The 21,338-nt window shown below is 64.4% G+C and carries 22 protein-coding genes and 2 pseudogenes; 6 read left to right on the plus strand and 18 right to left on the minus strand.

Going from position 1 to position 21,338, the window contains the following annotated elements; all coding sequences use genetic code 11:
• The first annotated feature begins 13 nt into the window (after positions 1-13).
• A complete protein-coding gene (locus tag KUF59_RS30040; RefSeq protein ID WP_212455806.1) occupies positions 14-646 on the plus strand; it encodes an aspartate/glutamate racemase family protein in 633 nt (210 codons plus the stop codon).
• Here the strand turns inward: KUF59_RS30040 and KUF59_RS30045 are convergent.
• Complete coding sequence (locus KUF59_RS30045) at positions 643-1,290, minus strand: TetR/AcrR family transcriptional regulator (RefSeq protein ID WP_212455807.1); 648 nt, start codon at positions 1,288-1,290, stop codon at positions 643-645. The genes KUF59_RS30040 and KUF59_RS30045 overlap by 4 nt on opposite strands.
• A gap of 163 nt (positions 1,291-1,453) precedes the next feature.
• Between KUF59_RS30045 and KUF59_RS30050 the strand changes: the two genes are divergently transcribed.
• The 4 genes from KUF59_RS30050 (at position 1,454) to KUF59_RS30065 (ending at position 4,925) form a co-directional block, all read left to right on the plus strand.
• On the plus strand, positions 1,454-1,663 hold the full coding sequence (locus KUF59_RS30050; protein ID WP_212402241.1) for a ferredoxin: 210 nt from the start codon (positions 1,454-1,456) through the stop codon (positions 1,661-1,663).
• A 64-nt stretch (positions 1,664-1,727) separates the two neighbouring features.
• Positions 1,728-2,945 (plus strand): cytochrome P450, encoded by a 1,218-nt coding sequence (locus tag KUF59_RS30055; protein WP_212455808.1) that lies wholly within the window; start codon positions 1,728-1,730, stop codon positions 2,943-2,945.
• Positions 2,946-3,013: 68 nt separating this feature from the next.
• On the plus strand, positions 3,014-3,679 hold the full coding sequence (locus tag KUF59_RS30060) for a sulfite oxidase-like oxidoreductase (RefSeq protein WP_258767289.1): 666 nt from the start codon (positions 3,014-3,016) through the stop codon (positions 3,677-3,679).
• A 22-nt stretch (positions 3,680-3,701) separates the two neighbouring features.
• Complete coding sequence (locus KUF59_RS30065) at positions 3,702-4,925, plus strand: bifunctional alpha/beta hydrolase/OsmC family protein (RefSeq protein WP_212455810.1); 1,224 nt, start codon at positions 3,702-3,704, stop codon at positions 4,923-4,925.
• Between the two features lie 10 nt (positions 4,926-4,935).
• Here the strand turns inward: KUF59_RS30065 and pdxR are convergent.
• Positions 4,936-6,365 (minus strand): annotated as a pseudogene (pdxR, locus tag KUF59_RS30070) (MocR-like pyridoxine biosynthesis transcription factor PdxR).
• 101 nt (positions 6,366-6,466) lie between these two features.
• Between pdxR and KUF59_RS30075 the strand changes: the two are divergent.
• Positions 6,467-7,273, plus strand: a pseudogene (locus KUF59_RS30075) (DMT family transporter); the annotation flags it as partial.
• 86 nt (positions 7,274-7,359) lie between these two features.
• Here the strand turns inward: KUF59_RS30075 and KUF59_RS30080 are convergent.
• From KUF59_RS30080 to KUF59_RS30155, 16 genes are all read right to left on the minus strand, one after another.
• On the minus strand, positions 7,360-8,418 hold the full coding sequence (locus KUF59_RS30080; RefSeq protein WP_212456016.1) for a YeeE/YedE family protein: 1,059 nt from the start codon (positions 8,416-8,418) through the stop codon (positions 7,360-7,362).
• Between the two features lie 12 nt (positions 8,419-8,430).
• Positions 8,431-9,435, minus strand: coding sequence for a quinone oxidoreductase family protein (locus KUF59_RS30085; RefSeq protein WP_212455811.1), 1,005 nt, complete (start codon positions 9,433-9,435; stop codon positions 8,431-8,433).
• A 63-nt stretch (positions 9,436-9,498) separates the two neighbouring features.
• Positions 9,499-10,830 (minus strand): phenylacetate--CoA ligase PaaK, encoded by a 1,332-nt coding sequence (paaK, locus tag KUF59_RS30090; RefSeq protein ID WP_212455812.1) that lies wholly within the window; start codon positions 10,828-10,830, stop codon positions 9,499-9,501.
• 41 nt (positions 10,831-10,871) lie between these two features.
• A complete protein-coding gene (gene paaI, locus KUF59_RS30095) occupies positions 10,872-11,330 on the minus strand; it encodes a hydroxyphenylacetyl-CoA thioesterase PaaI (RefSeq protein WP_212455813.1) in 459 nt (152 codons plus the stop codon).
• Positions 11,331-11,431: 101 nt separating this feature from the next.
• The gene (paaE, locus tag KUF59_RS30100) at positions 11,432-12,514 is read right to left on the minus strand and encodes a 1,2-phenylacetyl-CoA epoxidase subunit PaaE (protein WP_212455814.1); all 1,083 of its coding nucleotides are present in this window, start codon (positions 12,512-12,514) and stop codon (positions 11,432-11,434) included.
• A 2-nt stretch (positions 12,515-12,516) separates the two neighbouring features.
• On the minus strand, positions 12,517-13,014 hold the full coding sequence (paaD, locus tag KUF59_RS30105; protein WP_212455815.1) for a 1,2-phenylacetyl-CoA epoxidase subunit PaaD: 498 nt from the start codon (positions 13,012-13,014) through the stop codon (positions 12,517-12,519).
• Positions 13,008-13,784: a 1,2-phenylacetyl-CoA epoxidase subunit PaaC gene (gene paaC / locus KUF59_RS30110; protein ID WP_212455816.1), complete on the minus strand. Its 777-nt coding sequence runs from the start codon at positions 13,782-13,784 to the stop codon at positions 13,008-13,010. Before paaC ends, paaD begins: the two co-directional genes overlap by 7 nt.
• Positions 13,784-14,071 carry a 1,2-phenylacetyl-CoA epoxidase subunit PaaB gene (gene paaB, locus KUF59_RS30115; protein WP_212455817.1) on the minus strand — a complete coding sequence of 96 codons (288 nt, stop codon included), beginning with the start codon at positions 14,069-14,071 and terminating at the stop codon, positions 13,784-13,786. Before paaB ends, paaC begins: the two co-directional genes overlap by 1 nt.
• 11 nt (positions 14,072-14,082) lie before the next feature.
• On the minus strand, positions 14,083-15,075 hold the full coding sequence (gene paaA, locus KUF59_RS30120) for a 1,2-phenylacetyl-CoA epoxidase subunit PaaA (protein WP_212455818.1): 993 nt from the start codon (positions 15,073-15,075) through the stop codon (positions 14,083-14,085).
• Between the two features lie 77 nt (positions 15,076-15,152).
• Positions 15,153-16,019: a phenylacetic acid degradation operon negative regulatory protein PaaX gene (gene paaX / locus KUF59_RS30125; protein WP_212455819.1), complete on the minus strand. Its 867-nt coding sequence runs from the start codon at positions 16,017-16,019 to the stop codon at positions 15,153-15,155.
• A 121-nt stretch (positions 16,020-16,140) separates the two neighbouring features.
• Entirely contained in the window at positions 16,141-16,911 is a 771-nt protein-coding gene (locus KUF59_RS30130; protein WP_212455820.1) for an esterase/lipase family protein, read from the minus strand.
• Positions 16,912-17,105: 194 nt separating this feature from the next.
• The gene (locus KUF59_RS30135; RefSeq protein WP_212455821.1) at positions 17,106-18,392 is read right to left on the minus strand and encodes a DUF445 domain-containing protein; all 1,287 of its coding nucleotides are present in this window, start codon (positions 18,390-18,392) and stop codon (positions 17,106-17,108) included.
• A 178-nt stretch (positions 18,393-18,570) separates the two neighbouring features.
• The gene (locus tag KUF59_RS30140; RefSeq protein WP_212402226.1) at positions 18,571-19,026 is read right to left on the minus strand and encodes a phasin; all 456 of its coding nucleotides are present in this window, start codon (positions 19,024-19,026) and stop codon (positions 18,571-18,573) included.
• Between the two features lie 219 nt (positions 19,027-19,245).
• The gene (locus KUF59_RS30145; RefSeq protein WP_212455822.1) at positions 19,246-19,839 is read right to left on the minus strand and encodes a GNAT family N-acetyltransferase; all 594 of its coding nucleotides are present in this window, start codon (positions 19,837-19,839) and stop codon (positions 19,246-19,248) included.
• Positions 19,836-20,918, minus strand: coding sequence for a PHA/PHB synthase family protein (locus KUF59_RS30150; protein ID WP_212455823.1), 1,083 nt, complete (start codon positions 20,916-20,918; stop codon positions 19,836-19,838). Before KUF59_RS30150 ends, KUF59_RS30145 begins: the two co-directional genes overlap by 4 nt.
• Positions 20,915-21,298: a hypothetical protein gene (locus KUF59_RS30155; RefSeq protein WP_212455824.1), complete on the minus strand. Its 384-nt coding sequence runs from the start codon at positions 21,296-21,298 to the stop codon at positions 20,915-20,917. Before KUF59_RS30155 ends, KUF59_RS30150 begins: the two co-directional genes overlap by 4 nt.
• Between the last annotated feature and the right edge of the window lie 40 nt (positions 21,299-21,338).

A 21,338-nucleotide genomic window follows, 5' to 3' on the forward strand; every position in this document is an offset into this window, starting at 1 on the left:
AGAAGAGATAGCCATGCGCATTACGCTGATCCACGCCCTGAAGCACTCCATCTCGCCGATCGAGGCTGCGTTCGCGCTAGGCTGGCCGGACGTGCGGCTCATGAACCTGCTCGACGACAGCCTGTCGGCGGATCTTGCGCGTGACAGCAAATTGAACGATGCCATGACCGAGCGCTTCCTCGCGCTCGGCGATTACGCGGCCGCAACCGGGGCCGACGCGATTCTGTTCACGTGTTCTGCCTTCGGCCCCTGCATCGAGGCGGTTGCGCGCGCGCATGCGCCGATGCCGGTGCTAAAGCCCAATGAAGCCATGATCGAGCAGGCGGTGACGATGGGCAAACGGATTGGCCTGCTCTCGACCTTCCCGCCGACGCTCGCCTCGATGCCGCCGGAGTTTCCGGCCTCGGTCGAGATCGTGCCCAAGCTTGCCGAAGGCGCGCTTGCCGCGCTCGATCGCGGCGATCGTGCGACGCACGACCAGCTGATCGCGGAAGCCTCGCGCGACCTGCGCGACTGCGACGTCATCGCGCTCGCACAGTTCAGCATCGCATCAACCGCGCCGCTGGTGGCGGAAGCCACCGGCAAGCCTGTTGTCACGACGCCGGACAGCGCGGTCGCGAAATTGAAGAGGCTGCTGAAGGCCTAAGCGCCCGCCTTGTCGCGCCGCCGCGCGTCCTTGATGGCGGCATCGAGCGCGACCTTGGTCTCGGTCACAAAATCCTCGACAAGTTCCGCGCGCGTGGTGTGCGCGGCCTCGCCGGTCAGCATCCCCTGCTCGGCCAGCATCACCACGCCATGGAGCGCGGCCCAGATCTTGTACGCGTGCCGCTCGCGCAGATAACCGACGGCCGGTGCCTCCAGCGCTTCGATGACCAGTGCAAAGGTTTCGCTCGTGGCCTTGTGCAGCTCGCTGCCCTTTGCGGCGCAGGACACCGTGCGCGAGGCGAACATCAACCGATAGATGCCGTTACGGCGCAGGCCGAAGTCCAGCGTCGCCTGCGCAAGCAGCGACAGCTTTGACTGCTTCGACGGCTTCGCCATTGCCTCGCGCATCACGGATGTGAACTGCCGAAAAGCCTCCGCCGTCACCGCCGCGAGCAGCGCCTCGCGGTCGGCAAAGTGCCGGTACGGCGCCGGCTGCGACACGCCGAGTTCCCTGGCCAGCGCCTTGATGCTGATGGCTTCCGGCCCGCCCTGCTCGGCCTCGCGCAAGGCGGCCTTGATCAGAGCGTCGCGGAGATCGCCATGATGGTAGGTGTTTTGCGGCTTGCGGGCGAGTTGTGACGGCATGTTGCAGGGCAATCTATAAGTTTGCCCTTGACAGGGAAAGCCCGGCAATAATGTAATATACTATAACTTAGAACCTGCGGCGCAGACTGCAGACATAATCCAATCGAGGAACGCACCCTGGCCCCTGGCGGCCCCGCGTGCATACGACCGAGGAAACGCTGCAATGGCAGAACGACTGAGGGTTCACGTCGATCCCGACAAATGTCAGGGCCACGCCCGCTGCAAGGCGCTGGCGCCTGAGCTGTTCGAACTCGACGAGTATGGCAACGCCCATGAAGTCGGCGATGGCACCGTGCCCGCCGGCCTCGAGGACAAGGCCTGGCTTGCCAAATCCAACTGCCCGGAAATCGCAATTGAAGTGACTGAGGAATAGGCGTCCGGCGCCTGTCCGCGTGCGTGCTTTGGCCTGAACTCACCCTTCAGAGGAATTTGCAGAGATGTCCGACGTCAGCACTCCGACCGACCATCCGCCGGTGACCGACTGGGTCAACGATTTCGACCACACCGATCCCCGGTGGACCGAAAACCCTTTCCCGATCTGGGATGAGTTGCGCGCCGCAAGTCCGGTCGTGCGGACCGAGCGCTTTCTCGGCTGCTACCTGCCGACGACCTATGAGGCCGTGCGCGAGATCGCCAACGACACCGACCACTTTTCCTCCCGCCGCGTCATCGTCCGCGACGTCCGCCCGGAAGTGGCGCGAAATGCCGCACCGCCGATCACCTCGGATCCGCCCGAGCACAAGCCGGCCAAGCAATTGCTGCTGCCGCCCTTCACGCCAGATGCGATGAAGAAGCTGGAGCCGCGGGTCCGCGCCATCTGCAACGAGCTGATCGACGGTTTTATCGCCGACGGCAAGGTCGATGCAGCCGCGCGCTACACCAAATACATTCCGGTGCAGGCGATCGCGCACATGCTCGGCATCCCCGAGAGCGACAGCGATCTCTTCATCAACTGGATCCACATGATCCTGGAGCTCGGCATCAGGGACGAGAGCAAGCTGGTGCAGGCCGTTCAGGAGATGAGCGGCTACTTTGCGGGCCATGTCGAGGCACGCAAGGCGAAGCCGACCGACGACCTGATCTCCTACCTGATGAACGCGCGCGACAAGAACGGCCAGCCGCTCGAGGAGTCCCACGTGCTGGGCTCGCTCCGGCTGCTCTTGATCGCCGGCATCGACACCACCTGGAGTGCGATCGGGTCTTCGCTCTGGCACCTCGCCAAAACGCCGGCGGATCGCGAGCGCCTGCTGGCCGAGCCGGAATTGATTCCGACCGCGGTCGAGGAGCTGCTGCGCGCCTATGCGCCGGTGACGATGGCGCGCGAGGTGATGAAGGAGACGACGATCTCCGGCTGCCCCGTCAAGCCGGGCAACATGGTGCTGCTGTCCTTCCCGGCCGCCAACCGCGACCCAAAGATGTTTCCGAACGCCGACAAGGTCGTGATCGACCGCCGGGAGAACCGCCACGCCGCCTTCGGCCTCGGCATCCATCGCTGCGTCGGTTCCAACCTGGCGCGCATGGAGATGCAGGTCGCGATCGAAGAATGGCTGAAGCGGATTCCCGATTTCAGGCTCGACCCGGCCGGGTCAGTAACGTGGTCGCAGGGAACCGTTCGCGGCCCCCGCCAGTTGCCGGTCCTGTTCGGGAAGGCCTGAACGTTCGCCTCGCTTCATGCTAGCATGCGTGGCACCGCCGATGGCGGCGCCAACGCGGTGCATGAGAGATGGCCGACGACAACGATCTCCCGCCTGAAAGCAAGCTGACGCGCACCAAGGAGAAATGGGCGCGCGAGGGCCGCTTCCTCACCGGCAAAATCAGCCGCCCGGAAGATCGGCGCCTGCCGCCCGGCCAGCATTTGACCAGGGACTGGCCGGTGCTCGATCTCGGCGTCGTGCCGCCGGTGTCGCGCGAGCGCTGGCGGCTCGACGTCTACGGCGCGATCGACAACCCGGTGTTCTGGACCTTTGCCGAATTCTCCGCGCAGCCGCAGGTGCATTTCACCTCAGACGTCCATTGCGTGACGACCTGGTCGCGCTACGACAACCAATGGCAGGGGCTCGCGACCGGCGAGCTGCTCGCCGCCTGCCAGCCGCGTGACGATGCCCGCTTCGTCGTGCTGCATTCCTACGACGGCTACACGACAAACGTCGCGCTGGAGGATTTTGCGGCCGAGGACGCCCTGCTCGCTCATAGCTGGTCGGGCGAGCCGCTCTCGGACGAACATGGCGGCCCCGTACGGCTCGTCGTCCCGCATCTCTACTTCTGGAAGAGCGCCAAATGGCTGCAGGCAATCGAATTCCTGACCGAGGACGCACCCGGCTATTGGGAAGTCCGCGGCTATCATAACCGCGGCGATCCCTGGGCCGAGCAGCGCTACTCCGGGGACTGATCGAGATCAAACGGGGGTGACCATGGCGACGGAACGCTTTCAATTCGCGGGCGAAGGCGGCCATCAACTTGCCGCCGCACTGGAATTGCCGGATGGCGAGCCCACGGCCTATGCGCTGTTCGCGCACTGCTTCACCTGCGGCAAGGACACGCTCGCGGCCAAGCGCATCACGGTTGCGCTGGCGGCCCGGGGCATCGCCGTGCTGCGTTTCGATTTCACGGGGCTCGGCTCCAGCGAGGGCGAGTTCGCCAACTCGACGTTCTCCTCGAACGTCTCGGATCTCGTCCGCGCCGCCGATCATTTGCGCGCGACGCGCAAGGCACCGGCGATCCTGATCGGACACAGCCTCGGCGGCGCGGCGATTCTGGCGGCGGCCGGAAAGATTCCGGAGGCCAAGGCGGTCGCCACCATTGCGGCTCCCTCCGATCCCGCGCACGTCACTGGCCTGTTCAGGGAGCATCTCGACAATATTCGTCAGCAAGGCGAGGTCGAAGTGTCGCTTGCGGGCCGGCCGTTCCGGATCAGGCGCGAATTCCTCGACGACATCGTCGAGCATGAGCTGATGAAGGACGTCACCGGCCTGCACAAGGCGCTGTTGGTGATGCACTCGCCGGTCGACGACACCGTCGGCATCGACAATGCGACAAAGATCTTCGTGTCAGCCAAGCATCCAAAGAGTTTTGTGTCGCTGGACCATGCGGACCACTTGTTGAGCAAGCCCCGAGACGCCCTGTATGCCGCCGATGTCATCGCGGCCTGGGCCGGCCGTTACGTCGAACCTGCCGCGTCGCCAAAGGCGATGGATCTCGGTGAGGCGCCGCGCCAGGTCGTCGTGCAGGAGACACGCAAGAGCAAGTTCAACCAGATGATCGCGGTCGGACCGCATCGGCTGGTGGCGGACGAGCCGGTTGCGGCCGGCGGCGAGGATGCCGGCCCGGGCCCCTATGATTTCCTGCTCGCCGGGCTCGGCGCCTGCACCTCCATGACCATGCGGCTCTATGCCGACCGAAAATCCCTGCCGCTCGACCGCGTCACCGTCACGCTGAAGCACAGCAAGATCTACGCAAAGGATTGCGAGGAGTGCGAGACGCGCGATGGCATGCTTGACCAGATCGATCGGGTGATCGCGATGGACGGCAATCTCGACGCCGAGCAGCGCAAGAAGCTGATGGAGATCGCCGACAAGTGTCCGGTGCACCGGACGCTGACGTCGGAGATCCGGATCGTGACCAAGGCCGTAGACTAGCGCTCTTGCGCTAGAAGCACGACGCCATCGTCCGCACCGCTGTAGTAATCTCGTTTTCGCGCCAGGCCGCAAAACCGAGCAGCAGGCCGTGATCACGTGGACGATCGAGCGACAGGCTGGACAAGGCGCGCGTTTCAACGCCCGCCTCGATCAGCCGTTTGACTGCCGGCTGATCGGCATGACCGCGCTTGAGGCGTGCGACGAGCTGGATGCCGCCGGCGGGCACTTCGACCGAGAGTAGCTCGCCAAGATGGCGCTGCAGTCCCCGACGAGGTGATCGCGACGCGCGTGATAGAGCCGGCGCATCCGTCGCAGATGTGCGAGGAAATGCCCGTCGGCAATGAACTCGGCCAGCGCCTCCTGGATGTGGCTGGCGGCGATCAGGCCGATGTGCCGCTGTGCGATCTCCATGATGCCGACCAGTTGCGGCGGCACGACGAGGTAGCCGAGCCGGATATCCGAGGTCATCGCCTTCGAAAACGTTCCGACGTAGAACACGCGGCCATGGGCATCGAGCCCCTGCAAGGCCGGCACCGGCCGGCTGTCATAGTGAAACTCGCCATCGTAATCGTCCTCCACGATCCAGGTTTTGCCAGGCCTGCTCAGGCTCAGAAACGCAGTGCGGCGGGCCAGCGACATCAGCCGTCCGGTCGGGTGCTGGTGCGACGGCGTCATGAAGATCAGCGTCGGCGCTGCCAGTCCCGCAACCTGCCGCATACCCTGCTCGTCCAGCCTCATGCCAGTCAGGCGCGCGCCGGACGCGCGGAAGGCGGCAGCGGCGCCGGGATAGCCGGGATCCTCGACCCAGACGTCGTCGCCGGCCGTAACGACCACAGCCGCGATCAAGGTCAGCGCGGCCTGCGCACTCGGCAGGATCATGATCTGGTCTGCCGTGGCGCGGACACCCCTGCTGGTTGCCAGGTAATGCGCAAGCGCCTCGCGCAGGCGCGTCCGGTTGACCGGGCCGAGCTCACGTTTGGCTGCACGCACGGCGCTCCGGCGCAGACAGCGCGCCCAGACCTCGTTCGGAAATTCCCTGAAATCGCCGTGCCCCGGACGCAAGGGCCTTAGCGGGGCCTGATAGGACATCGGCCAATCCGACTGTTTGAGCCTCGAAGCCCAGGGTGAGAGCCGCGGCTTGCCGAAGCGCACGCCCGGCGTGCCGGCACCCGCCCCTCTGATGCGTTCGCCGCCATCGACCATGACCACCGGCCGGCGACCATGTGACGCTTCGAGATATCCCTCTGCAGCGAGCTGCTCGAACGCATAAGTGACGGTGTTGCGCGACACGCCGAGATCACTTGCAAGCCGACGGCTCGACGGAAGCACGCGGCCTTTGCCGAGCCGGCCGGTCGCGATCAGGCTTCGGAGCTGGCTCGTCAGTTGCGCCACCAGCCCCTCGTCGTCGGACCGCTTCAGGTCGATCAGGGCTGAAATCACCGCCTCGGAAACTGGCACCTCATTCCTTTCCAATCTGGCACTTTTTCAGGTGCCATTCGAGATGTTATCCGCGAGATCGGACCGCTTCAAGGACCTCCGAGATGAACTCCCTATCACCCCGCGCGGCCGTCGGCCTGTTCCTCATCGTCGTGCTGGCCTGGGGTGTGAACTGGTCGGTGACGAAGCAACTGGTGCAATTCGTCCCGCCCCTGTGGACCGCGGCGATCCGGAGCTGGATTGCACTGGTCGGCCTCACGGTGATCCTTGGACTGAGCAATAATCTGGTCATCCCGGAGCGGCGCGACATACCCGTGGTCATGAGCGTGGCGCTGCTGCACATGACGCTGTTCTCGACTCTGGTCGCGGCCGGCCTGCGCTTCCTGCCAGCGAGCAAAGGCATCGTGCTCGGGTACACCACACCGCTCTGGGTTGCGCTGGCCGCGCCTCTGCTTGGCAAGGACGTGCTGACGGCACCAAAGCTCGCCGGCGCCCTGCTCGGACTGATCGGGCTTGCCGTGATCCTGAACCCGGGATCGATCGACTGGACCAATGCGAACGTCGTGCTCGGCGCCGGCATGGTGATTCTGGCTGCGATCGCCTGGGCGGCGAACATCATCTATATCCGTTCGCATCGCTGGGTGGCGTCCCCACTCCAACTGCTGATCTGGCAGGTGCTCGTCGCAACGATCGTGCTGTCAGGATCGGCGGCGATCGCGGATGGCCTGCCGCACGTCGACTTGTCGCGGAAGCTCGTGTTGCTGTTCTTGTACTCCGGCCTGATCGGAACGGCGCTGGCCTACTGGGCAATGTCGATGGTCAACAAGAGCATCTCGGCGCTGACGACCTCGCTCGGCACCACCGCGACGCCGATCATCGGCATCGCCAGTGCTGCGATCCTGCTCGGCGAACCGATCGACTCCAGTCTTGCCGTCGCGGCCGGATTGATCGTCGTCGGCATCGGCCTTGCGACGCTCGGCGATCGGCTCTCGCGCGGTCAGGCCATCGCGAGCGGCTGGACTCGAAGCGCTCCGCGCAGGCCTGCGGTGGTGCCGAGCAGAATGCCGGCAACCGCGACAAGAGAGGCCAGCGACAGCGTCGAGAGGCCTGTGAGTCCCTGCCCGATCGAGCAGCCAAAGGCCATCACACCACCGATGCCCATCAGCGCGGCGCCGCCGGCCGAGCGCAGCATGTGCCGCGGCGAAGAATAGCCTTCGAGATGGAAGCGGCCCGTTGCGAGTGCCGTCACCAGACTGCCGGCAAATACGCCCGCGACGGTCGCAATACCGAAATTGAGTGTCAGTCCCGTCGACAGCATGGCGTACTGCAACGCGTCGGCTATCGGCGCGATGAAGGTGAGCGATGTCAACGGCACCGGGTTGAAGTCGTCGGCGCCGAGATAGCCGGTGACGTACCAGCCGCCGGCGACCAGAAGCCCGACCACGACGCCCGCCGCGATCTGTCCCGCTGACCGGCGGAAGCCGCCATGCGCGAACGCGAAGATGGCCAGGAGGCCCGCGACGACCAGCGCGGCAAGCGTCCGCGCGACGGCGTCGCTAAGGCCAAGCGCCGACACCAGCGCCGGCAGCGAATTCGCTGACATCGTGGTCTGCGACGACGACACCATGGCGATCCGTGCCGGGGCGATCAGGCCCTTCAGCGTCATCTGCGCGGCAATGGCGAGCACTATCACGACAACGAACGAGCGGAGATTGCCGCGACCGAGCAACACCAGCGCGCGCGAGCCGCAGCCATTCGACAGCACCATGCCGTAGCCGAACAGGAGACCGCCGAGGAACAACACCGGCACCGAGAAGGTCGATTGCAGGTAGATCGACTTGGCGACATCGACCAGGCCGCTACCGGCAAGAAGCTGGCTGGCGGCAATCGCAACTGCAATTGCCAGCGCATAGGTGCGCATGAGGCGGCCGTCGCCTTCGGCGAGGACGCCGCGCATGCTGCTCATCAGGCAAAAGCCGCTCAAGAGGCCTACTGCACCGTAGACAAGGCCGATGGCAAGGCCTGCGAGGACGACGAGTTGAGCGGTGGTTTCCATCATGGCGATGCGTTACGGCCGCAGGATCACGCGGTCCCGCGACGAACCGGCGACGGCAACATACGCTTCTTTGGCACGGTCCAGCGAATAGATCGCGTTTGCCTTGATCGGGAACGGCTTCAGATGCCCGCTGGCAAAGCCCGGCCCGAGATCGCGGAGCACAGCGCCGGTTGCCGTCGACGACAGCCCGAGCGTGTCGATGCCGACATAAGTGTGCTGTCCCCGGTAGAATTCGAGGATGTTGAACTGCACGATACGGTCGATCGCTGCGATCAAAATCTGCCGGCCGCGCAAGGCGAGCGACTTGTGCGCGGCCTGGAAATAGGGATCGCCGACGGTATTGAACACGATGTCCGCGCCCTTGCCGGACGTCAGTTCGCGCACGCGTGTGGCAATGTCGGTCGCGGAAGCATCGATCACTTCGATCGTCGCGTTGCTGTGACCTTCGTAGGCCTCGGCCTTGCGCACCACGCCGATGACGCGCGCGCCCTGCCAGGTCGCGATCTGCACGGCGGCCTGTCCGACCTTGCCGTTGACGCCCATGACAAGCACGGTCTCGCCCGCCTTCGGCACGCCGGCGCGGCGAAAACCTTCCATGGCGGTCACGAAAGGCACGCCGATCCCGGCGGCTTCCTCCCAGGAGATGGATGCCGGCTTCTCGACCACCGCGTCCGCCTCGACGACGAGATGCGTCGCATGGGTGCCGTCGCGGCGGATGCCGAGATCGCCGGACGAGCCGAACACCTCGCGTCCGATCGTACCGGCCGGGCCGTCGATGACCACGCCGGCATAGTCACGGCCCGGCGTGCGCGGGAATACGGCGTAGGGCATCAGCCCTGTCGCGGCCTTCACGTCGGAAGGATTGACGGCGGCGGCCTTCACCTCGATCAGGAGGTCGCTGGACCCACGCGCGAGCTCGTGCTGCTCGACGCTGGGTGCCAGCGCCGCGGCATTTTCGGCCTTGGCATTGAGGCGCACGCAGCGCGCTTCAACGGACTTAGTTTCGGTTCCTGACATCGGAAGGCCCGCTCTCTCTCGCGGGCCTTGTCGCCTTTGGGACCGGTCAAGTCAATCCGTGCTCTACTCCTTGGGCCGCTTGTCGAACAGCCTCTTGGCCTTGCCGAGCGAGCGCTCCAGCGTGGCGGGCGCAACCACTTTCACCTTGGATGAGATCCCGATCGTATTCTTGATGTGGGTCGAGATCCGGTCGGCATGGTCCACGAGTCCGCGGCCGTCCCAGCTCTCGGGCCGCGCCTCGGCGATGATGGTCAGCTCGTCCATGCGGCCTTCCCGCGTCAGTTCGAGGATGAAGTGGCCCCCGCACCAGTCGGTCGCGAGCAGCACCTCCTCGATCTGGGTCGGGAACAGGTTGACGCCGCGCAGGATGATCATGTCGTCGGAGCGGCCCGTCACCTTCTCCATGCGCCGCATGCCGGGTCGCGCCGTGCCCGGCAACAACCGCGTCAGGTCGCGGGTGCGATAGCGAATGACGGGGAAGGCTTCCTTGGTTAGCGAGGTGAAGACCAGCTCGCCCTTCTCGCCGTCGGGCAGCACGGCGCCGGTCTCGGGGTCGATTACTTCAGGATAGAAATGGTCCTCCCAGATGTGCAAACCGTCCTTGGTCTCGATGCACTCCTGCGCGACGCCGGGGCCGATCACCTCGGAGAGACCGTAGATGTCGGTCGCATCCATGTCGAAGGCATCCTCGATCTCGCCGCGCATCGCGTTGGTCCAGGGCTCGGCGCCGAAGATGCCCACTTTGAGCGAGCACTGCCGCGGGTCGAGCTTCTGCCGCTTGAACTCGTCGAGGATCGCCAGCATGTAGCTCGGCGTCACCGTGATGATGTCGGGGCGAAAATCGTTGATGAGCTGCACCTGCCGCTCGGTCATGCCGCCGGAGATCGGCACGACAGTGCAGCCAAGCTTTTCAGCGCCGTAGTGCACACCGAGACCACCGGTGAACAGGCCATAGCCATAGGCATTGTGGATGATCATGCCGGTGCGGCCACCAGCGGCACGGATCGAGCGCGCCATCACTTCCGACCAGGTGTCGATGTCGCGTTGGGTATAGCCGACCACGATTGGCTTGCCCGTCGTGCCCGACGATGCGTGTACCCGCACCAGTTTTTCGCGCGGGACCGCAAACATGCTGAAGGGATAGTTGTCCCGCAGATCCGTCTTCACCGTAAACGGAAACTTCGCGAGATCGGACAGCTCCTTGAAATCGGACGGGTGCACGCCGGCGTTGTCAAAAGCCTTCCGATAATGCGCGACGTTGTCGTAGGCGTGTTTCAGCGACCAGGCGAGGCGCTGCGTCTGCAACGTCCGCATCTCGTCGCGGGATGCGCGCTCATGTGCGTCCATCTCGGCGCTATAGGTGCCGCCGCCTGCCTTGAGCCTGGTCAGAGCCATCTGCGTTTCCCCACATCTGTTTTCTTGATGCTTTTCTTGGCTTAGTCTTTTTGATCTTGCGCCGGCGGCAGCCACGTGCCCGGTATGACACGCGAATGCCCGCGGAATTCGGCTATGACGGTGTCACCGACCGTGACGCGCACGTCATAGATGCCGGAGCGGCCGCCGCGGGTAATCTCGCGCGCTGTGGCGACGAGCCGGTCGCCGAGCCTGCCCGGCCTGATGAAGGTGATCTGCCCTTGTGCGGCGACCACACGCTCATTGTGCGAGTTGCAGGCAAACGCAAAGGCGGAATCGGCCAGCGTGAAGATGAAGCCGCCATGCGCAATGCGCTGGCCATTCACCATGTCCGGCCGCACCGTCATCGCCAGTGTCGCATGGCCCGGACCGATCTCGACGATCTCTATGCCGAGGCCCTTGGAGGCATCGTCCTCGGCCCACATCGCGTCAGCACAGGCGCGAGCGACATCTTCAGGCGACAAGGCTGCTTTGACGTTCACGCGTCTCTCCCGGCTGGATCTTTTCGCATGATGTTCTGCCGCCCGATCGATTGAGTCAAATAATGCGACGCATTTGCATCATGGGAGCCTGATCCGCCCTCTCAGACATGATCATAGTCGACCACGACCCGCTCGGACGAAGGCTTGGCCTGGCAGGTGAGGACGAAGCCGGCCTCCAGCTCCCACGGCTCCAGCGAATAATTGATGTCCATCGGCGCTTCACCCTCGACGAGCTTGGCCCGGCAGGTCGAGCACATCCCGCCCTTGCAGGCGAAGGGCAGATCGACGCCGGCACGCAACGCGGCATCGAGGATCGCCTCTCCTTCCGCGACCGGAACCTCGCGGCGCTTGCCGTCGATGATCAGCGATGCCACTGCCTTCGGCGGCGCGTCGGGAGCAACCACCTTCTTCGGCCGCGGCTTGCCGCCGAACTCGGAGACGAACCGCTCGACATGGATGCGGTCCTCGGCGATGCCGAGTTCGCGGCAGGTCGTCTCGATCTCATCGCTCATGCCGAGCGGACCGCAAACGTACACGTGGTCGACGCTCTCGGCCGGCACCAACGAGCGCAGCAGCACCCTCACCTTCTCACCGTCCAGCCGCCCGTGCAGGATCGGGATGTCCTGATCCTCACCGGAGATGACGTGGAATATCGAGAGGCGATCGATGAAGCGGTCCTTCAATTCCTCCAGCGCTTCGAGGAACATGATGTTGGCGCTCGCGCGATTGCCATAGAACAGGAAGAAGCGGCTCTTCGGCTCCCGCGCCAGCACGCCCTTGACGATCGACAGGATCGGCGTGATGCCGGATCCGGCGGCAAAGCCCACATGGGTGCGCGGCGTTTCCGTCGCCGGGATCACGCCAAAGCGGCCGGTCGGCGTCATCACGTCGAGTTCGTCGCCGCATTTCAGCTCGTCCGCGGCCCAGCTCGAGAATGCGCCGCCGTCGACCTTCTTCACGGCGATGCGCATCTCGCCATCATCGGGGCCGGAGCAGATCGAATAGGAGCGCCGCACCTCCTCGCCATCGAGCATCGTGCGCAGCGTGAGATACTGGCCCGGCGCAAAGCCGTAATCGTTCGCAAGCTCCGCCGGGACAGCAAAGGTCATCGACACCGCGTCGGACGCCTCGCGGCGGAGATCGCTGACGGAAAGGCGATGAAAGCGGGGAGCGGCTGCTGACATGGTCAATGACACTTGAAGTAGTCGAAGGGTTCGCGGCAGGACTTGCAGCGCCACAGCGCCTTGCAGGAGGTCGAGCCGAATTCAGACAGGAGCTCGGTGTCTGCGGCGCCGCATTGCGGACAGGCCACGCTCTGCTCGCCGAACAGCGCGCGACGCGAATTCGAGGCCTGTGGTGGCGCGATGCCATAATCCCGCAGCTTGCGACGGCCCTCTTCGCTCATCCAGTCGGTTGTCCAGGCCGGCGACAACACGGTGCGGACCCTCGGCTGGCGAAAGCCAGCGCGCTCCAGCGCAAGCTCGATCTCGAGCGCGATCATGTTCATGGCCGGACAGCCGGAATAGGTCGGGGTAATCGCGACCTCGACCCGGTCGCCCGCGAGCGCGACGTCGCGGAGCACGCCAAGGTCGGCGATGGTCAGCACCGGGATTTCGGGATCGACGACGCTCGCCGCCGCGTCCCAGGCGCGCTGACGCAGGTCGCTGTCTGTTACGGTCACCATGTCTGCCCCGGGAACGTGCGCTGCATCGATTGCAGCTCGCTCAGGAGATGGCCGAGATGCTCGCTGTGCCGGCCGAAGCGGCCACCCTGCTGCATCCAGTTGTTCTGCGGCAGCGTGAGCGTCGCCTCTGTCACCACGCTCGTGATCGTCTTCAGCCAGCGCTCGCGCAACGGGGCCGGATCGATCGCAATTCCGGCGTCGATCAGGCCGCGCTCGCTATCGTCGACCGCAAACATCTCGCCGGTGAAGGCCCAGAGCTGATCGATCGCGGTTTGTGCGCGGGCATGGCTTTCCTCAGTGCCGTCACCGAGACGGATGATCCATTCCGAAGCGTGGCGAAGGTGGTAGGCGCTCTCCTTTTCCGACTTGGCGGCGACAGCGGCGAGCGTCGCGTCGCTCGACGTCATCATCGCGCGCCAAAAAAGATCGGCGAAGGCCGAGTAGAAGAACTGCCGCACCAGGGTCTGCGCAAAATCGCCATTGGGCTGCTCGACCAGAAGCAGATTGCGGTACTGCCGCACGTCGCGCAAATAGGCGAACTTGTCCTCGTCGTTGTCCTTGCCCTCCGTCTTGGCCGCATAGCTATAAAGCTCGCGCGCCTGGCCGATCAGGTCGAGCGCGATGTTGGAGAGCGCCATGTCTTCTTCCAGCATCGGCGCGTGCCCGCACCATTCCGACAGCCTGTGACCAAGGATCAGCGCATCGTCGGCGCGGCGCAGTGTGTAGAGCACCAGCGGTGCTTCGGAGACCTGGATGTTGGCGACGGACATCACATGTGCCCCACTTCTTCGGGCACGTCGTAGAAGGTCGGATGCCGGTAGACCTTGGATTCCGCCGGCTCGAACATCATGCCCTTTTCGGCGGGATCGCTGGCGGTGATCACGGTCGACGGCACGACCCAGATCGAGAGGCCCTCGCCGCGGCGGGTGTAGATGTCGCGCGCGGCTTGCAGCGCCATGGTCGCATCGCTCGCATGCAGCGAGCCGACATGCTTGTGCGCGAGCCCGTTGCGGCTGCGAATGAAGACTTCCCACAAGGGCGTATTCGGCGTGGCCATTATGATTTCCTCTATTCGGCGGCTTGCGCGGTCTGACGATGCGCGCGCTTGGCCGCATAAGCGGCGGCGGCTTCGCGCACCCAGGCGCCTTCGTCATGCGCCTTGCGTCGTGCGGCGACGCGGTCGCGGTTGCAGGGGCCGTTGCCGGCAAGCACCTGCTTGAACTCGGTCCAGTCGATCTCGCTGTAGCGCCAATGGCCCTCGGCATCCTGCGTCATGCCGGGATCGGGAATGGTGAGGCCCAGATATTGCGCCTGCGGCACAGTGGCATCGACGAATTTTTGGCGCAGCTCATCATTGGAGAAGCGCTTGATCTTCCACTTCGCCGAGGTGTCGCTGTGCTGGCTTGCGGCATCGGGCGGGCCGAACATCATCAGCACCGGCCACCACCAGCGGTTGAGCGCGTCCTGCGCCATCGCCTTCTGCTCGTCGGAGCCGCGGCACAGCGTCAGCATGATCTCGTAGCCCTGGCGCTGGTGGAACGATTCCTCCTTGCAAACGCGGATCATCGCGCGCGCATAGGGGCCGTAGGAGCAGCGGCACAGCGGGATCTGGTTCATGATCGCGGCGCCGTCGACCAGCCAGCCGATGGTGCCGATGTCAGCCCAGGTCAGCGTCGGATAGTTGAAGATCGAGGAGTATTTTGCCTTGCCTGCGAGCATGGCGTCGACCAGCTCTTCGCGCGAGGTGCCGAGCGTCTCGGCGGCGGCATAGAGATAGAGCCCGTGGCCGCATTCGTCCTGCACCTTGGCAAGCAGCGCGGCCTTGCGGCGCAGCGACGGCGCGCGCGTAATCCAGTTGCCCTCAGGCAGCATGCCGACGATTTCGGAATGAGCGTGCTGGGAGATCTGCCGGGTCAGCGTCTTGCGATAGGCCGCCGGCATCCAGTCGTTCGGCTCGATGCGCTCCTCGGCATCGATGCGCGCCTGGAAACGAGCCGCTTGTGCCGCGTCCTCGAGGTTGCGGTCATCCGCCTCGGCCGTGTTGAGCGCCTGGGTGTACATGCGCGTCCTCCCGATTTATTGGGAGCCAATATATAACAAGAATCTATCGATGCAATATATTTCTGTAACATAAAAATTCAGATATCAAAGCGGCGTTCCAGCACCTTGCGCGCCGGCGGCAGCGGTCCCTTCTCATTGGTTCCGTGGCTATCAAGCCATTGTTCCGACGGCACAAGCAGCGCGCGATAGATCTCGCCGCAGAGCGCGCGGGCCGCCCTGCCTGGCCAATCCGCCGGCAGCAGGCTCTCCGGCAACAGGGGATCGCGCAGCACGACGCGGCGGTAATAGTGGATCAGGAGGATGCGTGCGGTGAAGGCGTCAGCATCAGAGAGAGCCGTCCCGCGACCGATCGCGGCGCGGAGCGGCTCGAACATCTTCATGAATTTTTGATAGGCGTCCGCCGTGCGATCGAGCGGCCAGCTCGCGCTGAGCAGGCGCCGGCCGCTGTCGTCCTCGGCGGAGACTTCGAGCCGGATCGCGCCCGCAGCTTCGTCCGGCACGGGCACGCCCGACGGCGCAACCCACACGCCGGGCAGCGGACTGCCAAAACCTGCATTGCGCAGCGCCTCGCGCGAGACGTCGCGGTCTTCGCCATTGCCGATCAGCAGCAGTTCGAAGCGCCCGGTCCAGTCGGATGGCGGCGGATCGTAGATATGGCGCGTGGCGGCCTCAAACGTCTGGTGCCCCTTCTCGGCGAGGCGATAGAAAGAGTTACGGCCGACTTTTTCGCGCGTCAGCCAGCCGTCGGCCGCGAGCCGTGACATCGCCGTGCGCACGACACCGCTGTCGATGTCGAGGCCGGCGAAGAATTCGAGCAGCGTGCCCAGCCACACCGAGCCGCCGCGCGGAACGATGGCATCGCCGAACAGGGTGATGACGATGGAGCCGGTGCGCGACGGCTCGCGCTTGAGCTGGTCGATGATGCGGGACAGCGGATGCGCCATGGACGAGGCATAGCGCGATTTGCGCTGATGCCAAAGCCGGGCTCCACAGCCTCTTTTCACTCTCCTCGCATCCGCCTTCTCTAAAGCTTCGGCGGACAAGGGCGGGGAGAGGCGAAGAAAGCTAGCGATGCGGGTTCAGGTACACCATGCTGCGCCAGCCGCTGCGATCAAACGGCTGCCACTCGCCTTCGTCCTGTGCGAGACGGTCGGCGACCGCATAGACGACGGCAGGGTGATGGCCCATGCCGCAATGGCTGCTTTCGACCTCGATGCTCTCGGTCTGCGCCGAGGTCTTTTCCATGCAGCCCTGCCAGGCACAGACGCCATCAGTGCGGCTGAAAATAGCGGTGGTGGGCACCGGCGGCGGCTCGGCGAGCGCGCCACCGAACCGCGGATCCTCCTCGTCGGCCTTGCGACCGCTCGCCCACTCATAGACGCGCCACGCGTTCGTCGAGCGCGGATCGCCGGCAAAGGGGCTACCGAGCGTGATCACCTGACGCACGCGCTCCGGCATCATCTTGGCGAGCTGACGCGCATAGAGACCGCCGAGGCTCCAGCCGACCAGGCTGACTTTGCGGCCGTGGGTGTCGTTGAGCTCGTGGACGAGATCGACCATCGCGTGCTGCACGCCCGGACGAAGGCCGTAGTTGCGGCCCTGGCGCCAGCCGCTGACGGCATAGCCCTTGCCTTTGAGGAAGCTGCGCAGCGGCCGTGTCGACATGTCGGAGGCAACGAGGCCCGGCAGCACCAGCACCGGATGGCCGTCACCGCGCGGCGCCAGCGAGAGCAGCGGCAGCGCGCCGAGGAATGCACCCAGCTCGTGAATCGCCCGCCCCTCCAGAAACATCAGGGTGCGGGACGGCGGACGCAGGGTCTGGGCAGTAGCGGTCATCAAGGTTTCCTCTGGAGAAGCCACCGGCCGCGAATCGGGACCGGCATATGGGTGAGAATTCCAATACGCCGGCTTCTTGATCGTTCCGCAGCGCAACATGAATCAGCTAGGCGGCCGGTTCCCGACATTCAAGCGGGTGAGGCCCAAGGCCACAATAGGCCCAGGCGTTAATGCTAACGTCCGTGACGTAATAGTCACAGCATACGAAGCAGGAATTCTACGGAGTAAAGCGCCAGTCCCGCGAGCCCACCGATCAGCGAACCGTTGAAGCGGATGTATTGCAGGTCGCGGCCGATGTTGATTTCGATCAGCGAAATCAACTGCGTCATATTCCACGATTTCACCTGATCGGAGATGAAGGTCGAGACGCCGCTCTTCTGGTCGGCGATGAAGCTGCGCAGCACCGCCACCAGCCCCTTGTTGATCTCGCCGCGCAGTTCGGCATCGCCAGCGAGTGCCTCGCCGGCCGCGACGAACATGCCCGCGAGATGATGCTGCAGCACCTGCGTTTCGCCGGACGCGCTGCGCTCGATGAAGGCGCGCGTGTTGGACCACACCGTGCGGGCGAGATCGGCGAGCTCCGGCCGTGCCAGCAGATCGCGCTTCAGGCCGTCAATGCGATTGATGTAGGTCGGGTCGGTGCCGAGCCGGTCGACGAAGCTCAGCACCATCCGATCGAACTCGCCGCGGAACGGATGTTTGGGATCGCTCTGCACCTCCTCGAAGAAGGCGGTCGCCGACGCCACGATCTTGTTCACCAGGAATTTGTCAGCGCGGTAGAACCGCAGCAGGGTCGGCAGCTCCGCGCGGATCTTTTCGCGGATCATCGCCATCGTCTCCGCGCCCGTCAGCGTGTCGTGCATCACGCGCAGGAGATCGTCGAACAGCACCTGATGCCGCCCCTCCTCCACGAAACCACGCAACGTGCCGGCGGCGAGCGGCGCGAGATCGATCGACTGGAGCTGTGACGACATGCGGCGGATGATGAAGGTCATCAGCCCGGAGGTCTCGGTCGCTGACACCGCCTCCGGCAACAGGCGCAGCGCAAAGCGCGCGAGGTCGTCGCTGCGCTTGCGGTCGCGCAGCCAGTCGGCGACGAAGGAGCCGAAGTCGATCTGCCTCAGCTTGGCTTCGACTGGGGCCGCTTCCAGAAAATGCACCTCGATGAACTCGCCGAGTTTTTCGGCGATGCGCTGCTGATTGCTCTGGATAATCGCGGTATGGGGGATCGGCAGGCCCAGCGGCCGCTTGAACAGCGCGACAACCGCATACCAGTCGGCGAGCCCGCCGATGGTCGCGGCTTCCGCAAACGCCGCGATGAAGCCGAACACCGGATGCACGTTCAACAGCCATTTTGCGACCACGAACAGCGCTAGCGTCGAGGCCAGCACCAGGGTTGCCAGCGCCTTCACGCGTCGCAGTTCCGCCGCGCGTTGCGCGTCGCCGGGCGTGTCGAAGATGAAGCTGGCGGGTGGGGTCATGACGTAAGCAGATTATCCGTCATTCCGGGGCGATGCGAAGCATCGAACCCGGAATCTCGAGATTCCGGGTTCGCCTCTTCGAGGCGCCCCGGAATGACTGGGAGAGCACGGCACAAAAAACAAGGCCCGCCGAAGCGGGCCCTGAAATCACAGTTTCAACTCAACTCACGCAACGCGATCAGGCGGTCTTGTTGTAGACCTTCGCAAAATTGTCCTGAGCGGACTTCGCGCTGTTGGCGGCGAGCTTGCCGAGATAGTCGGTGGTCGCCTTGGCGCGCGAGACGAACACTTCGCCACGGGCACGGAGCAGGTCCGACTGGATCTGGACGGCTTCGTTGAGCGACTTCGCGGAAGCGAGCTTCTCGATGCCGGCGAAGAACGCCTCGGCGTCCTGGAAGATCGCCTGCTGGATGTTGCGGCTGATCTTGCCCGCCTCGGTGACGGACTCCGTCGCCGCGTTCTCGATGGCGGCGGTCACCCGCTCGGAGCCAGCGAACACTTCGGCAGCGCGATCCTTCGCGGTGTTGGCGGTCTTCTTGACGAACTCGCGGGCAGCCTCCGGAACTTCCAGGTTCTGGATGTTCTTCAGGGCGTCCTTGATGCCGTCGAAAGCAGAATTGGTTTCAGTCGTCATGGGGTCTCTCCATCCTCATTGGGTTGAGCTATGGGCTCACCCCGTCCGGATTGGCCCGGGGCACCCCCTATATGGCACGGTTAATGGTGCGTCGCAACAATCGTGTTGCGTTGCGATATCACGAAATCGTGAACAGCCTTAACGGCAGGCAGGATGCTGCCTCGGTAGCCGATCGGGAACCCAGCGCGGCCAGCCGGCCCGAGTGCTGGACGGCGCTTTTCAGTGCTGGACGGCGCCTGGCAGCCCATAGGCCTCCATCTGGGCCTGGACCTGCGCGATGTTGTGCCCGAGTACGACGATGTCGTGGGTCTTGCCGTCGACGTCCCGGACATGGTCCCTCAACAGCGCCTCGGCCTTGAAGCCGAGGCTCTCGAACAGCGCGATCGCCGCCTGCTGGTCGACCGTCATCTGGACCGACAGCTTTTCCAGGCCGGCGCCAAGGGCCAGCGCAAACGTCTCCTGCGAGAGCGCCCGCCCGACCCCCTTCCCGCGCACGTCGAGCGAAACCACCATGCGGATCTCGCCGACATGCGGCGACCAGGAATGCGGATCGCGCACCAGCGTGCCGCAGCCCACGACCGTGCCGCCCCTAACGGCGAGCAGGCTCGTGATCGCGCCGCGCTCGATCTCCTTGACCCAGGCCGACAGCACTTTTGGCTGGCTGATGTTGCGCGGCAGGAACAGGAGATCGTGGGTCGGCAGCGCCTTGCCGAAGGCCAGCACCGCAGGCTCGTCTGGCGGTGACATCAGGCGGATCTCGATATCGCCAGCCTCGGTCTTGACGTGACGCGGATAGGAACGCGCTTCGCTCATGTCGATCTCTTTCCCAACCAGGAGTCCAGTTTCGGCCACAGCCGCTTGATGGCATTGGCGCCGGCGACAAGGGAGACGTGACCGCCTTTCAGCATCACCTCTTCCTTATCCGTCGATCCGATCTTGGTGATCAGATGTTTTGCCGCGTCATACGGCACGATGTGATCGTGCTCGGCCACCGCGTGCAAAATCGGCACCTTGATATTATCGAGCTTCGCCGCGCGCCCGCCCACCGACATGCTGTCGTTGAACAGCTTGTTGTCCCACATCAGGTCCTTGGTGATGGCGCGGAAATACTCGCCCGCGAGCGGCAGCGTGTCGGTCGCCCAACGGTCGAACATCCGGTACGACTTCACGAACTCGTCGTTCCAGATGTTCTCCCACAACTGGATCTGGCTGACGGTGCGAGAAGCCGGGCGCAGCATCTCGAAGGACGACAAAATCATCTCCGGCGGCACGTTGCCGACGCTGTCGACGAGGCGGTCGACGTCGAAATAGCGACGGTCGGAGAAATTGGAGAACAGCTTCATCTCGCGAAAGTCGATCGGCGTGGTGAAGCAGATCAAATTCTTCATCGGCCCGTCGTTGAAGATCGAGCCGTAGAGCAGCGAGAGCACACCGCCGAAACAATAGCCGATGACGGAGACGTCCGTCTCGCCGGAATCCTGCTGCACCCGGCGCACACAATCCGGGATGAAGTCGAGGACATAGTCCTCCATGCGCAGGCTCTTCTCCTCCGGGCGGGGCGCGGTCCAGTCCAGCATGTAGACGTCGTAGCCGCGCTTGAGCAAGAATTCGATAAAACTCTGGCCGGGCACGAGGTCGAGGATGTAGCCGCGGTTGGTGGTCGCCATCACGATCAATACCGGAATGCGGTAGACTTCGTCGGACTGCGGCCGGTAGTGATAGAGGCTCATCGTGCCGCGCGAATGCAGCACGTCCTTCGGCGTCGATCCGAGCGTCGGGCCCGAGGTCGAGAAATATTCGACGCCCTTGATGCTGCGCTGGATCGCGCGCTGTACCTCGGACTGGATGCGTTCCGGGATCGATGCGAAATCCAGCGTGGTCGATGCGTTCATTTCTGCTCTCCACCCTCGGACGGTGGACGCTTGGTGCGCGGCGGCCGCGGCGTGGTGTCGGTGCCCTGCGCCACGCCGGCACTCGCGACCATCTGGCTCAGCATCGATTTGATCTCGCCGATCTGGCCTTCGATGGATTGCAGCCGTTCTGCCAGGCTTGTGACCTGCTCGCGGCTCGGCAGGTTCATCGTGACGAGGTACTTCTCCATGAGCTCGCCGAGCTGCTTCTGAGCACCTGCAGCAACGCCTCCCACGCGGTTCATCGCCTGCGAGAATTCTGGCGAGGCCATGGCTTTGTTGGCGAAGGAGTTGAAGCCCTGCTCCATCTCGCCAACCATTTTTTGCCACATGGCAACGGGGTCGTTGATCTTGTCGGTCATCGGCGTCCTCCACTCACGAGGGCTTTTGGGATGCCCTTCT

It is taken from the genome of Bradyrhizobium arachidis (genome assembly GCF_024758505.1).
GTDB lineage: Bacteria > Pseudomonadota > Alphaproteobacteria > Rhizobiales > Xanthobacteraceae > Bradyrhizobium > Bradyrhizobium manausense_C.